The sequence below is a fragment of the Alcanivorax sp. S6407 genome, from assembly GCF_023016115.1.
Classification (GTDB): Bacteria; Pseudomonadota; Gammaproteobacteria; order Pseudomonadales; family Alcanivoracaceae; genus Alcanivorax.
On sequence record NZ_JALKBH010000001.1, the window covers coordinates 158,209 to 171,138 of the forward strand.

Below are 12,930 nucleotides of genomic sequence, written 5' to 3' on the forward strand. Positions count from 1 at the left end.
CCGCACGGTTATTGTTGCGTAAGCGAAGGTCGACCGGATCAAGGGGAAGGGGCGTTCGGTGCTGTAGGAGCACCACTTGAGGTGCGAACCGAGCGATAGCGAGGAGATTTCAGGGAAGCTGCGTGGCAGTTCCAGGCGGCAAAACCAAAAACCGCGCTTCGCGCGATTCGTCCCCTGGAAGGGAACATCCTACAGCGTCGTCAACCGTCTGCGCGGGCAAGAGTTATCCTGAAGGGTGAAGAGGTCTCTTGCGGAAGAGGCTTTGTGTAGGAGCACCACTTGAGGTGCGAACCGAGCGACAGCGAGTGACGAGGTTCGAGTTACGAGTTACGAAAGGCAAAGGCGCAAACCATGCCGGTTAGCGGTTTTTGATTTTCGCAACTCGTTACTCGAACCTCGAAACGGTCTTCATAGCCGCCCACTGCGCTTGAGCATCAGATAAAGATGATTCAATTGCGCCGCCATGTTTTGTGGCGTGGTGGCGGTGACCAGGGCGCCGGCGTGGCGCAGGCGGGTGTGCAGTTGCTGGCGTTCCTGTTGTTCCTGGGCATCGGCACAGACCTGCAGGGCACCATCAAAATCGTCCACCGTCTGACGGGCCAGCTGCTGTTGTTCCGGCAGCAGCATGTCGGCCACCAGCACCAGGTGATGTTTGCGCAACAGGGTCACGGCACTCATCAGGTCATCACGGTCTTCCTGCTGCAACCGGGTCACCAGCACCACCAGTGCTCGGCGACGGCTGTGTTTGAGCAGCTGGCGAGCGGCCAGGCTGAAATCACTGGCATGTTCGCTGGGGTGCAGATCATAGAGCCCGTTGAGCAGGTGATTGATGCCGTGCTGTCCCTGCACCGGAGGCAGCCAACGGGGCTGGTCACCAGAGAACAGCATGGCGCCGGCCTTGTCCTTCTGCTTGAGTGCACTCCAGGCCAACAGCAGGGCAGCATTGAGCGCATGATCGAAGCCGGTGAGGCTGCCCACCGGCATGGCCAGACGGCGACCACCATCCAGCATCAGCAGGATCTGCTGGTTCTGTTCGTCCTGATATTCACGGCTGATCAATGTCTGGCGGCGAGCGGTGGCTTTCCAGTCGATCTGGCGCAGGCTGTCACCAGCGTGGTACTCACGCAGCTGATGAAACTCCATGCCTTCGCCGCGGCGCGGTTGCAGGCGCGTGCCACTGAACAAATAGGTATGGCTGGCATCCAGGCCGCTGGTGTTGAGCCGGGAGAAATCCGGATACACCGGTACGCTGCATTCCGCCGCCACCAGCTTGCGCGCCTGCCACAGGCCCAGCCGGCCAGGTACCCAGAATTCCAGATCCCCGAATCGCACCGGGCCACGGCGACTGGGGCGATATTGATAGGTGAGTTCGGTCAGTTCATCCTTGCTGGGGTCGAGTGGGCGGGGCAGGCCGGTGAGTGGATCATCGCCGGGGTGGCGGTCCGCCAGCAGGCTGCCCGTCGGCAGGCTGTTCGAGCGAATTCGGATGCGCACCGGATGGGGTTGCTGCACAGACAGTGCGCTGGGCAGTATCCGTTGTGCGGCCGGGGCGGGCAGACGCCGCAGCTGCCAGGCATCCAGCAGACTGACCAGCAACAACAGGCAGCCCAGCGCCCACCACAGGGCGACCAGCCCGGCAGATTCCAGCCAGATCAGCGGCAGGGCCAGAGCGGCCCAGAGGGCGACCAGTTGCAGCAGTCGGCGAGCCGGTTTCATTGGCGCGGCGCTTCCACCTGGTCGAGCAGACGGCCGAGCACGGTTTCCGGGGTCTGGCCTTCAATTTCCGCATCGGCGCTGAGCTGAATGCGGTGGCGCAGTACCGGGCGAGCCACTTGCTGAATATCATCGGGGGTCACGAAGTCTCGGCCTTCCACCAGGGCCTGAACCCGGCCAGCACGGGCCAGGGCAATGCTGGCACGGGGGCTGGCGCCGTGGCTCAGGCCACTGAAATCGCGGGTGGTGCGGACAATGCGCAGGGCGTAATCCAGCACTTCCGGGTCGATCAGCACGCTGTCGCTGAGGCTGCGGATAGCCATCACACCGGCCCCGTCGGTGGCCGGTGTCAGACTCTCCACATCCAGGCTGGAGCGGATGGTGCCGTCCAGCACCATGTTCACCAGCCGCGTCTCGTCACCGTGATCCGGGTAGTCGATCATCACCTTGAAAAGGAAGCGATCCAGTTCGGCCTCCGGCAGCGGGTAGGTGCCTTCCTGATCCAGCGGGTTCTGGGTGGCGAGCACCATGTAGGGTTCGTTCAGGGAGAACGCCTTGCCTTCGATGGTGATTTGCCGTTCCTGCATGACCTCCAGCAGGGCCGCCTGGGTCTTGGCCGGGGCGCGGTTGATTTCGTCGGCCAGCAGCAATTGGGTAAAGGCGGGGCCACGGCGAATGCGGAATTGTTCCGTCTTCTGGTCGTACATGGCATGGCCGGTCACATCGGTGGGCATCAGATCCGGGGTGAACTGGATACGGTTGAAATCCAGTTCCAGGACCTTGCCCAGGCTGCGTACCAGCAGGGTCTTGCCGAGGCCGGGCACCCCTTCGATCAGGACATGTCCCCCGGCGATCAAGGCAATCAGCACTTCTCGGACCACCTGCTGCTGGCCAATCAGCACCTGATTGAGACGCTGTTCGATCTCGCCGGCCAGGGCGGCCGCTTCCTGCAGGGTGTTGGGATGGCTCATGTGTTGCTCCTTAACGCTTGTAGCAGCCGTACCTGTTCAATCAGCTGTTCACGACTGTGCGGGGTGTCATTGAGGGCGCTGTGCAGTACCCGGCTGGGACAGTTCAGATCCCGGGCGGCCATGGCCAGCGCCTTTTCATCGTTGTTGTGGTAACTGCGCAGGCGGGCATTGGCCTGCTGGCGAAGGGCGCCCAGCAAGGCGTCCTGCTGTTCTGTCCGCCACTGGAAATAACCGCTGGCATGAAGATGCTGCAGATAATCCCGGTGTTCATCGTCCCGGGGCGGTTGCAGTGGGCCTTGTCTGGGGATGCGCAGCCACAGCCACAGTCCGAGTAACAGCAACAGTGCCAGAATCAGTTCCGCTGCCCGTTGCCACAGCCACTGCAGCAAGGGTGGCATGGCCACAGAGCGGATAAACCAGACGCTGTCATGCCCACTCAGCCAGCCCAGCAGCCAGGCATGGTCGTAGTAGAGGATATGGTCGTTGTCCCACAGGCTCAGGTCGGTGAGCACGGTGATCTGGCCTTCGCCGAGGGAAAGCTGTACCAGCTGGCTGCCGAATTCGTTATCGGCATAGGCGATCACTTCGGTGTCCCATTCGCGATGGGGTTCGAAACCGTCTTCCTCATCCCAGCTGTCGTGCCACAGTTCGTGGTCGCTATACAGCTGGATATGTCGCGCCAGCGCATCATCATCGGTATGCAGCTGCAGGGTTTCGGGTTGTTCGGGAGCATCACATAACAGCGACTCACAGCTGGCGCGCAGTTCCTCATTATCGCTGGCCATGCAGTACTGCAGCGGATCACCGGCAAACATGGGCATCATGGCCAGCAGGGCGATCAGGGGATCTTCTTCAAGCTCCTGAAATTCATCCTCGTCGGCAATCTCCCAGACGGTAATGCCCAGCGGGTAAAGCAATGGGTCGTTGTCGCGCCACTGCTCTTCGGTGGCGGTGTCTTCATCCCGGGACGCGGGCAGGGGGCGGGCTGCCACGATCAGATCGCCACCGGCCATGACCCAGTTGAGCAGGGTTTCCACCTGATCGCGGGTCATCAGACCGCGCTGCTTGTCGAAAATCAGGGTGGTGTCAGTGTCCGGTAACGGAAACAGGGCAGCGGCACTGAGAATCCGCCGGGTCGGTTGTTCGCGCTGGTTCAGCCAGGCCTGGGCGGCATGGAAGGGATCGCGCAACACGCTGCCATCCGGTGCCACCCGGTGCACCGTGGTGACCGGTTCGGTGAGCGCGTAGTAGGCGGCGCTGCCGCCCAGCACCAACAGGGCCAGCAGGGCGGGTAGCCATTTGCGCAGGCTAGCCATGGGCCACCTCCACAAAACGTAAGGCTTGCCACTGGTTCAACAGCCCACGGACTTCGTCCTCGCCCACCGGCCGGTGCGCCCAGGCGGTCCGTACCCAGGCATTGACGATGGGCTTGAGTACCTCGATGCCAGCGGCATTGCCGTGTTCGCGCTGCAGGGTACGCAGACAATGCTGTTCGGTGCTGCCGGCGGCCAGTGGTACCGGGTATTCGCGCAGCAGGGTGGCCAGACTCACGCGCAGCAACAGGGACATGGCGGTACGGATATCCTGCTGTTGCAGGGCGCTGTCCACCGCATTGGCGATATCGTCGGGCAGGCTGTGATGGCGTATGTCGAGGCCGGCCACATGGGTGGGGATGGCGTGACCGGCCTTGCGACGGGTGCCGGAGAAACCAAGCTGCGAGGATACCTTCAACAGAAGCCACAGGACGATGCCGGCGAACAGGGCCCAGAACACCGCCCAAATCAGGTTGTCGGGAATCTGAAAAGGCTTGTTCGGGGCTGAATCCATCTGGTCTTCCAGGTCGTCGAAAAACCATTCCCAGAGTTTTTGCCACCAGCTGCTGTCCTGCGCGTCCTGATCGCGATCTTTCCATTCCCGGCTGGTACGGGTCTCGAAGGGCATGTAGTCGTCGCTGGCGAGCAGTTCGATGACTTGCTGTTGCTCCACATGCAGGTCTTCGTGGTTGCTGTTGCCGGCTTGTGCCGGTTCAACAGCGGGCAGGGCAAGCAGCCCCAACAACAGGACCAGTGCCACCCCGGCGGGCTTGCGCCGCTTGCCGATACGGGTCAGGCCAAGCTGCAAATCCCAGCCTTCCAGCCAGGTGCGTTTGTTCAGGTACAGGGCGAAGCCGCAGGCAACGTAGAGCGGTTCAGTGATGCACAGCACCAGATAAAGACAGCTACTGGCAATGGCGGTTTGCAGGACACTTTGCTCGAAGAACCAGTCGCTCATTTCCAGATTGAACTGCCACGGAACCAGCGTATAGACCAGCGCCAGCAGCCCATAGCCCATGAACTGTTCGAGATGGAACATGACCAGGGTGAGCATCCCGGCCCGAGTCGAGGGGGCGCGATGCAGAACCTGGTGGCGTTGGCCTACCTGATCGCCCTGGGCCCCTTCCAGTTGCCAGATGGCGGTATTGAAACTGCGAGAGGGGCTCAACCGTCGCCAGGTGAGCTGGGCAATCAGGCCGGGCAGGGCATATTGCTTCCAGCGTTTGAACAGTTGGCTCAGGCTGAGTTCTTCGGCAAACAGGGCATGGCTGTACCAGGCCAGGAGGGGGCGTTCCCAGGCGGGCTTGAGCCACCAGAACAGCACCAGCGGCCACCAGGACTCCTGATAGCTGGCCAACCCCAGCAACAGGGCAAACGGCAGCAAGGTAAAGGCCAGCCAGATACGCACCGTGGGCCAGGCCCAGCGGCGGAACATCTGGGTGCCCATGTCCACGGCCTGCCAGGGGCTGCGTGGAGCCAGTCGGGCGCTAGCCTTTTCCAGTTCCATGGCGTCCCCCGAACAACAGATAAAGATAGAGCAGGCCCCAGCAGGCGGCCCCCACGCTGTACTTGATCACCGGCTCGAAGTCCCGTGGTGACCAGAACGCCTCGATAAACGCGGCCAGCAGCAGCAGGGCGAACACTCCGTACATGGTTGGCAGGCTGTCTTTTGCAGCCAGTCGCAATGCATTGAGGCGGGTGTAGGGCCCCGGTGCGATGATCGCCCAGCCGAGGCGCAGGCCAGCCCCCCCGGCCAGCACGATGGCGGTGAGTTCCGGCGCACCATGGGCAATCACAAAGGTGAAGAAAGGCTGGTCGCCACCCACATTGATCAGGTGAGCGGCAACGGCGCCAAAGAAACTGCCGTTGAACAGCATCACGATAATGGCCCCGACACCCAGTAGCAGGCCGCCGGCAAAAGTGCGGAAGGCGATGCCGATGTTGTTCTTGATATAGAAGCCGAACATCATCACGTCATCATCGCCGCCACGGCCTTCATGAATATCTCCACCGCCGTCTTCCCCGGGCTGGTACATCATCTCGATGTCGGTCAGCGAGTTTTCGTCCAGCACCGTATAGACCATGTCCGGTTGCTGATGCACCAGGATCCAGACCAGGGCAATGGACAGCACAAAGCTCAGGGCGCTGATCATGTGCCAGCGCCACTGGCGACGCACCGCCTGGGGAAAACCCCGGGCCAGAAACTCGCCGATGCGGTCACCCAGCGGTGGGTTATAGCGATACAGCTGGCGGTGGGCGCGCAATACAAGGTTGTTCAGATATTGCTGCAGCTCCAGGCTGTAGCCGCGCTCGCGGGCCAGTGCCAGCTGATGACAGAGCTGGCGGTAGTCGGTGACAAAGTGATCCAGAGGCAGGGCCTTGCGGCGGGTGACCCGGATCGCCTCCAGCTGCTTGAGCTGGTCTTCCAGCGATTCCCACACGGGACGGTAGCGCTGTTCAAACTGGATCTGCTTCACTTCGCCCCCTCGAGTAGATAACGGGTCACTGAGCGGAGTCGTTGCAGCGCCAGCGGCGGGGAAAGTTCCGGGTAGGCCAGTTGGGCCAGCTCCTGCTGGCGGGGCTCGGAGAACTGGCTGTGGCGTTCCTGAAAAGCCAGCAGCGCCAGTTGGTCATCACGACCCAGTGGCCAGTCCGGGGGGGTGGTAGTGCCCTGGTCGGCTTTTACCGCCGTGGCGGTATTCTCTACATGAATCACCACCGAGTTGGCGGCCATGTCGCCCAGCCGCTGAAAGCGCGGGCTGATCAGGGTGGTCACGAAACCCAGTAAATAAAACAGCGGGAATGCATCGGCGGTGCGCAGCAGATTACGGATCAGGCTGCCATTGAAACTGAGCGGCGTGCCGTTGCTGTGTACCACGGCAATACCCATGAATTTCTTGCCCGGCGTCTGGCCGTTGCGGAAGGCTTCAAACAGGGTGGGATAAAACCATTCCAGCAGGAACAGGGAAATCAGGATGACACCGGTGCCCACATTGCCGAAGGCGCCAACCAGAAAGGCTATCAGGGCAAAGATGACCAGCCGGATGAGCAGATCAATGCCATAGGCCATGGCCCGCGGCACCGGCCCGGCCAGGGACAGCGTCAGCAGTGTCCCTTCCGGTGTTTCAATTTCCAGCCGCTCATCAATCAGCATGCTGGCCCTGACGAATCTGTACCGCGGCCAGCACAAACACCACGATGGTGAGAGTGATCTTGGCAATGGCCAGGGTGCGTACCGGCGGTGGATCCAGCAATTGCACCGCATAGCCACAGAAATAAAACAGCAGCAGGAAGCACAGCCAGGTGTTCTGGCGCTTGTTTCCACTGATCACCGCTGGCGCCATTATCAGCAACGGCACATAAAGCACCAGCGCGATGATCAGGGTAGAGATCGAATGGGTATCCGGCGGTGCCAGACTGAACAGACCGGTGACGCCCACCAGTAACAGCAGGGCATAGCTCACCCGCAACAAGTTAAGAATCATCATCACGCCTTGAGTTGTCGGGCCAGTTGACCAAGGCGTTTGCCCAGGGCTCTGGCCAGAGAGATTTCGTGTTCGGTGAGGGTGGCATCACCGCGGGTGCCAGACACATGGGTGGGCCCGTAGGGGGTTCCACCGCTCTGTGTATCAATCAGTGCCTGTTCCGCATAGGGAACACCGGCGATGACCATGCCGTGATGCAACAGCGGCGTCATCATGGAGAGCAGGGTGCTTTCCTGGCCACCATGCATGCTGCTGCTGGCGGAGAATACTCCGGCGGGTTTACCGATCAGGGTGCCCTGCATCCACAGCTCACTGGTCTGGTCGATGAAAAACTTCATCGGCGCAGCCATGTTGCCAAAGCGGGTGGGGGAGCCAAGCGCGAGGCCTGCGCACTGGCGCAGGTCATCCAGCGTGGCGTAGGGCGCACCACTGCCTGGTACCGGTTTGCCGGTGGCCTCATGATCCGCAGATACCGGAGGTACCGTGCGTAATCGGGCTTCCATTCCAGTGCTCTCTACACCGCGGGCCACCTGGGTGGCCAGATTGGCAACGCTGCCGTTGCGGCTGTAGAACAGGACCAGCACATAATCCGTCATTTGTATTTGGCCTTGTTGGTGGGTTCGACGCAGGACGCCAGATGCCGGACGCTTACTTGTCCAGCAATGCCAATACGTTTTCCGGGGGGCGACCCAGCACCGCCTTGTCACCTTTGACGACAATCGGACGCTCGATCAGCTTCGGGTATTGCACCATGGCATTGATCACATCGGCATCACTGCTGTCCTTGCTGAGGCCGGCAGTCTTGTAATCGTCTTCCTTGTTGCGCACCAGATCGTGGGCCTGTTCGAGGCCGAGTTTGTCGATCAGGGCTTTCAGGGCCGTCGCATCCGGGGTGTCTTCCAGATACTTTACAATAGTCGGCGTGACGCCATTTTCTTCCAGCAGGGCCAGAGTCTGGCGAGATTTGGAACAGCGCGGATTATGGAAAATAGTGTAGTCGGTCATTGCTTTGCATATTCTGTGAGTTCGCCGACATTGTAAGCTGCCCGCGACTTGAGGCAAGGAGAGGATGCCTTTTCTATGAAGGACACCATGGATACGGATGATGCCCTGATTCCGGTGCGCCCGCGATACGACTCCGTGCGTGCCTTTCTGGGCCTGTTGATTCGCCAGTTCAATGAAGATGGTTGCCGGCAGAGTGCCGCTGCACTGACCTATACCACCTTGTTTGCCATTGTGCCGATCATGACGGTGAGTTTTGCCGTACTGGCATCGGTGCCGGCGCTCAAGGACAAGGGCATGCAGTTTCAGCAGTGGGCCTTCAATTACTTCGTGCCCTCTGCGGGTAACATGTTGCTTGATCACCTGCAGTCCTTTGCCAAACAGGCCAGTAACCTGACCGGGCTGGGGATTGTGTTTCTGGTTATCACCTCGGTATTGATGCTGCGCACTATCGAACAGACCCTCAACCGGATGTGGAAAGTGCAGACTGCCCGCAAGGGGCTAACCAGTCTGTTGATGTACTGGGCGCTGTTGTCATTGGGGCCGATTTTTCTCGGTGCAGGGTTGGCGATCAGTTCCTACCTCACCTCCATGAGTGTGTTCAATGAAACGGTGAGCTTTCTGGGCGGCGCGCGCATGTGGCTGACGGTGCTGCCGTTTATCTTTACCACCCTGATGCTGACTCTGCTCTACACAGTGGTCCCCAATACCAGTGTACCGTTCCGGCAAGGGGTCCTGGGGGCGGCCTTTGCTGCGCTGCTGTTCGAACTGGCCAAGGGCGGCTTTACCTTCTTTATCAAGCAGGCGCCCAGCTATCAGGTGGTCTACGGTGCCTTTGCAGCGGTGCCGGTATTCCTGCTGTGGCTGTATATCTCCTGGACCATTGTGCTGGGTGGGGCCGAGCTGGTGAGGGCACTGGTGGTATTCCAGGAGCACCGTAGCAAGGTGCCGCGCATGCATGCCCTGTTGCGTCTGCTGCATGTGTTCTGGGAGCGCCAGCAACATGGCAAGCCGCTGCGCAGCAAGGAAGTACGCCAGGTGATGCGCCAGTCCGGTATTTCCCAGTGGGATGAATTTCGCAACATGCTGCTGGATGCACGCCTGATCCAGCGAACCGATGAGGGGGGTTATATCCTTTCCCGGGATTTGCGTAACCTGACACTGGCCCAGTTGCTGGCGGCGCTGCCGTGGCCGCTGCATACCCAGCTGCGCATTCGAGCCCAGCAGGACATGCAGCCCTGGGAAGATCGTCTGAAAGGACACATGGATGAAGCCCGTGGCGAATTGATGGATACCCTCAAGGTGCCCATTGATGACCTGTTTCGCGGCCAGACGCCCATGGCGCAAGAGGAGGAAGAGACCAATGCTGACTAGGCACGTACTGGTAACCGGGCTGGTTCAGGGAGTAGGCTATCGCGCCTGGACCCGACAGGCCGCTTTACAGCGCAACCTGGTGGGCTGGGTCCGCAATCTGTCCGATGGCAGGGTGGAAGCGGTCCTGCAGGGCGACGATGACGACGTGCTCGATATGCTCGATGCCATGCGTCAGGGGCCGGTCATGGCCCAGGTGTATGATCTTCAAAGCCGTGCCGAAGAAGCACAGGCGAGCAATCATTTTGAGGTGACGGGATGAAACAGGTTGAGCTGGTGAATGGGGATCTGCGTTTTCCTGCCCTGATGGCAGGGGAGGGCGAACCGGTCATTCTGCTGCACGGCTTTCCTGATACCTACGAGAACTGGGCGGTGCAGATCAACGCCATTGCCCAGGCCGGTTATACCGCCATCGCGCCGGCGCTGCGCGGTTACGCCCCGGGTTGTCAGCCAGGCAATGGTGACTACTCGCTGTATGCGGCGGTAGACGACCTGATGGTGTTTGCCTCCCAGCTGGGTGGCCGGGTGCATCTGATCGGTCACGACTGGGGGGCGGTAGTGGGCTATCTGGCCTGTGCCCAGGCTCCGGACACCTTTTGCTCTTTTAGTGCCCTGGCCATCCCGCCGGTGCGCCGTATTCCCCAGGCTCTTCTGAAAGTACCGGAACAGGTGCTGCTCAGTGGCTACATGCAATTCTTCCAGCTGCCGCTGGCCCCGGAGGCCTGGCTCAGCAAGGGCGATCTGAGTGGTGTGGAAACCCTGTGGCGTCGCTGGTCCCCCAACTGGGAGCCGGAAATGTACCTGGACAATGCCAAGTACACGCTTTCGGAACCGGGTGTGATCACGGCGGCATTGTCCTGGTATCGCTCCCTGTTCCGCCTGTGGACCCGGGAGAACCGCAAGACCTTGCCCTGGCTGAGCCGTGACATCGCCACTCCCACCCAGATCCTGATCGGTGAGAATGATGGTTGCATGAGCCCCAAGCTGCTCCAGCACACCTTGGTGGAGAGTGATTTCAGCGCCGGCATGGAATTGCTGCGTATCCAGAACGCCGGACATTTCCTGCATCTGGAGAAACCGGACGAGGTCAACGCTCACCTGATCCGCCACCTCAAGGCCACCGAATGCGAGTGCTCCCTCTGACAGGGAGTCCACTCACCCTGTGGGAGCTGCCTGCACGCGAAAAGGCTATGGTCGGACGTCTGAGTTCGGACCTCTTACGCTAAATCCGCCCGGATCTTGAGGGGGGATGTCCAAATCTTGGGCGTCAGGCGTCAGACCACCGTGCCAACACATCCACGGCAGCCTGCGTCCGCCATTCTCCCTGACCAAACCGCTTGAGGCAGAGTCGTGCCCGGCAGATGCAAGTTTGGCGAGCGCTACGCTATACTAGCGCCCCCAAATTCAGTCCCAGCAGGAGTTCCCCATGACGGTGATTCGCCAGGATGACCTGATTCAGAGCGTGGCAGATGCCTTGCAGTACATTTCCTACTACCACCCGGTCGATTTCATCCGCGCGGTGAAAGAGGCCTATGAGAAGGAAGAAAGCAAGGCCGCCAAGGACGCCATGGCGCAGATCCTGATCAACTCCCGCATGGCCGCCATGGGCCACCGCCCGATCTGTCAGGACACTGGCATCGTCACCGTGTTTGCCAAGGTAGGCATGAACGTGACTTTTGAAGCGTCCCCTGAAGGCGAAAGTATGAGCCTGGACGACATGATCAACGAAGGTGTGCGTCGCGCCTACAACCACCCGGACAATGTCCTGCGTGCGTCGGTGCTGGCGGATCCGGACGGCAAGCGCGCCAACACCAAGGACAACACCCCTGCGGTGATCAACTACTCCATCGTGCCTGGCGATACCCTGGAAATCGACGTGGCAGCGAAAGGCGGCGGCTCTGAAGCCAAATCCAAGTTTGCCATGCTCAACCCCTCCGATTCCGTGGTGGACTGGGTGCTGGAACAGATTCCGAAAATGGGCGCCGGCTGGTGTCCGCCGGGCATGCTCGGCATCGGCATCGGTGGTACCGCCGAAAAGGCCATGCTGATCGCCAAAGAAGCCCTCATGGACCCCATCGATATCCATGAGCTGCAGGCCCGTGGTGCCCAGACCCGTTCCGAGGAACTGCGTCTGGAGCTGTTCGAGAAAGTGAACGCCCTGGGTGTAGGCGCACAGGGTCTGGGTGGCCTGACCACCGTGCTGGATGTGAAAGTGGTGGATTACCCCACCCACGCCGCCAACAAGCCGGTAGCCCTGATTCCCAACTGCGCGGCCACCCGTCACGCCCACTTTATCCTCGATGGCACCGGCCCTGCGGATCTGAAAGCACCGGATCTGGAAGAGTGGCCTGACATTGCCTGGGGCAACGACGAAGGCGCCAAGCGCGTTAACCTGGACACCATCACCCCGGAAGAAGTGCAGACCTGGCAGCCCGGCGACACCCTGCTGCTGTCCGGCAAGCTGCTCACCGGCCGTGACGCCGCCCACAAGCGCATGGTGGACATGATTTCCAAAGGCGAAAAGCTGCCCGTGGACTTCACCAACCGCTTTATCTACTACGTAGGCCCGGTAGATCCGGTCGGCGACGAAGTCGTCGGTCCTGCTGGCCCGACCACCGCCACCCGTATGGACAAGTTCACCCGCACCATGCTGGAAGAAACCGGTCTGATCGGCATGGTCGGTAAAGCCGAGCGTGGCGATGCCGCCATCGAAGCCATCAAGGACAACAAAGCTGTCTATCTGATGGCAGTAGGCGGCGCCGCCTACCTGGTATCCAAAGCCATCCGCAAATCTCGCGTGGCGGCCTTTGAAGACCTGGGCATGGAAGCCATCTACGAATTCGAAGTGGAAGACATGCCTGTCACCGTGGCCGTGGACTCCGAAGGCGAATCCGTACACAAGACCGGCCCGGTGATCTGGAAACAGAAGATTGCCGAAAAGAGCGCGTAGTAGAGCCTCTTTCAGCCCATAAAAAAAGCCGCACAACAGTGCGGCTTTTTTTATGGGCTGAAAGAGGTGGCAGCACGCTTCACGCAACAAGCAACATGCAAGATCAACCCCGCTGTGGGAGCCTG

Annotated in this window: 13 protein-coding genes; 4 read left to right on the top strand and 9 right to left on the bottom strand. The window is 60.6% G+C overall.

All coding sequences use genetic code 11. The features are described 5' to 3' along the window. Positions 1-408: 408 nt before the first annotated feature. The 9 genes from MWU49_RS00690 to arsC are packed head-to-tail and all read right to left on the bottom strand — an operon-like array spanning position 409 to position 8,487. Positions 409-1,716, bottom strand: a complete 1,308-nt coding sequence (locus tag MWU49_RS00690; RefSeq protein ID WP_246966916.1) for a DUF58 domain-containing protein — start codon at positions 1,714-1,716, stop codon at positions 409-411. Beyond that, positions 1,713-2,684 (bottom strand): MoxR family ATPase, encoded by a 972-nt coding sequence (locus MWU49_RS00695; protein WP_246966918.1) that lies wholly within the window; start codon positions 2,682-2,684, stop codon positions 1,713-1,715. The genes MWU49_RS00690 and MWU49_RS00695 overlap by 4 nt, the downstream gene beginning before the upstream one ends. Next, a complete protein-coding gene (locus tag MWU49_RS00700) occupies positions 2,681-4,000 on the bottom strand; it encodes a DUF4350 domain-containing protein (protein ID WP_246966920.1) in 1,320 nt (439 codons plus the stop codon). Before MWU49_RS00700 ends, MWU49_RS00695 begins: the two co-directional genes overlap by 4 nt. Beyond that, a complete protein-coding gene (locus tag MWU49_RS00705; protein ID WP_246966922.1) occupies positions 3,993-5,504 on the bottom strand; it encodes a DUF4129 domain-containing protein in 1,512 nt (503 codons plus the stop codon). Before MWU49_RS00705 ends, MWU49_RS00700 begins: the two co-directional genes overlap by 8 nt. Then, the gene (locus MWU49_RS00710; protein WP_246966924.1) at positions 5,485-6,474 is read right to left on the bottom strand and encodes a stage II sporulation protein M; all 990 of its coding nucleotides are present in this window, start codon (positions 6,472-6,474) and stop codon (positions 5,485-5,487) included. The genes MWU49_RS00705 and MWU49_RS00710 overlap by 20 nt, the downstream gene beginning before the upstream one ends. Continuing rightward, entirely contained in the window at positions 6,471-7,151 is a 681-nt protein-coding gene (locus tag MWU49_RS00715; RefSeq protein WP_246966926.1) for an RDD family protein, read from the bottom strand. Before MWU49_RS00715 ends, MWU49_RS00710 begins: the two co-directional genes overlap by 4 nt. Then, the gene (locus tag MWU49_RS00720; RefSeq protein WP_246966928.1) at positions 7,141-7,482 is read right to left on the bottom strand and encodes a DUF2069 domain-containing protein; all 342 of its coding nucleotides are present in this window, start codon (positions 7,480-7,482) and stop codon (positions 7,141-7,143) included. Before MWU49_RS00720 ends, MWU49_RS00715 begins: the two co-directional genes overlap by 11 nt. 2 nt (positions 7,483-7,484) lie before the next feature. Continuing rightward, positions 7,485-8,078, bottom strand: a complete 594-nt coding sequence (gene wrbA / locus MWU49_RS00725) for an NAD(P)H:quinone oxidoreductase (protein WP_246966930.1) — start codon at positions 8,076-8,078, stop codon at positions 7,485-7,487. A gap of 52 nt (positions 8,079-8,130) precedes the next feature. After that, the gene (arsC, locus tag MWU49_RS00730) at positions 8,131-8,487 is read right to left on the bottom strand and encodes an arsenate reductase (glutaredoxin) (RefSeq protein ID WP_246966932.1); all 357 of its coding nucleotides are present in this window, start codon (positions 8,485-8,487) and stop codon (positions 8,131-8,133) included. 75 nt (positions 8,488-8,562) lie between these two features. Between arsC and MWU49_RS00735 the strand changes: the two genes are divergently transcribed. The 4 genes from MWU49_RS00735 to MWU49_RS00750 all read left to right on the top strand — a co-directional run bounded on the left by MWU49_RS00735 (position 8,563) and on the right by MWU49_RS00750 (position 12,805). Next, positions 8,563-9,858 (top strand): YihY family inner membrane protein, encoded by a 1,296-nt coding sequence (locus MWU49_RS00735; RefSeq protein ID WP_246966934.1) that lies wholly within the window; start codon positions 8,563-8,565, stop codon positions 9,856-9,858. Continuing rightward, positions 9,848-10,117, top strand: coding sequence for an acylphosphatase (locus MWU49_RS00740; protein ID WP_246966935.1), 270 nt, complete (start codon positions 9,848-9,850; stop codon positions 10,115-10,117). The genes MWU49_RS00735 and MWU49_RS00740 overlap by 11 nt, the downstream gene beginning before the upstream one ends. Continuing rightward, positions 10,114-10,998, top strand: coding sequence for an alpha/beta hydrolase (locus MWU49_RS00745; protein ID WP_246966936.1), 885 nt, complete (start codon positions 10,114-10,116; stop codon positions 10,996-10,998). Before MWU49_RS00740 ends, MWU49_RS00745 begins: the two co-directional genes overlap by 4 nt. A gap of 283 nt (positions 10,999-11,281) precedes the next feature. Beyond that, a complete protein-coding gene (locus MWU49_RS00750) occupies positions 11,282-12,805 on the top strand; it encodes a fumarate hydratase (RefSeq protein WP_246966937.1) in 1,524 nt (507 codons plus the stop codon). The last annotated feature ends 125 nt before the right edge of the window (positions 12,806-12,930 follow it).

Coding starts and splice junctions, on each gene's coding strand:
- MWU49_RS00740 (WP_246966935.1), top strand. CDS start 9,848: ATGCTGACTAGGCACGTACTGGTAACCGGGCTGGTTCAGGGAGTAGGC.
- MWU49_RS00735 (WP_246966934.1), top strand. CDS start 8,563: ATGAAGGACACCATGGATACGGATGATGCCCTGATTCCGGTGCGCCCG.
- arsC (WP_246966932.1), bottom strand. CDS start 8,487: ATGACCGACTACACTATTTTCCATAATCCGCGCTGTTCCAAATCTCGC.
- MWU49_RS00720 (WP_246966928.1), bottom strand. CDS start 7,482: ATGATTCTTAACTTGTTGCGGGTGAGCTATGCCCTGCTGTTACTGGTG.
- MWU49_RS00690 (WP_246966916.1), bottom strand. CDS start 1,716: ATGAAACCGGCTCGCCGACTGCTGCAACTGGTCGCCCTCTGGGCCGCT.
- MWU49_RS00705 (WP_246966922.1), bottom strand. CDS start 5,504: ATGGAACTGGAAAAGGCTAGCGCCCGACTGGCTCCACGCAGCCCCTGG.
- MWU49_RS00745 (WP_246966936.1), top strand. CDS start 10,114: ATGAAACAGGTTGAGCTGGTGAATGGGGATCTGCGTTTTCCTGCCCTG.
- MWU49_RS00695 (WP_246966918.1), bottom strand. CDS start 2,684: ATGAGCCATCCCAACACCCTGCAGGAAGCGGCCGCCCTGGCCGGCGAG.
- wrbA (WP_246966930.1), bottom strand. CDS start 8,078: ATGACGGATTATGTGCTGGTCCTGTTCTACAGCCGCAACGGCAGCGTT.
- MWU49_RS00715 (WP_246966926.1), bottom strand. CDS start 7,151: ATGCTGATTGATGAGCGGCTGGAAATTGAAACACCGGAAGGGACACTG.
- MWU49_RS00750 (WP_246966937.1), top strand. CDS start 11,282: ATGACGGTGATTCGCCAGGATGACCTGATTCAGAGCGTGGCAGATGCC.
- MWU49_RS00700 (WP_246966920.1), bottom strand. CDS start 4,000: ATGGCTAGCCTGCGCAAATGGCTACCCGCCCTGCTGGCCCTGTTGGTG.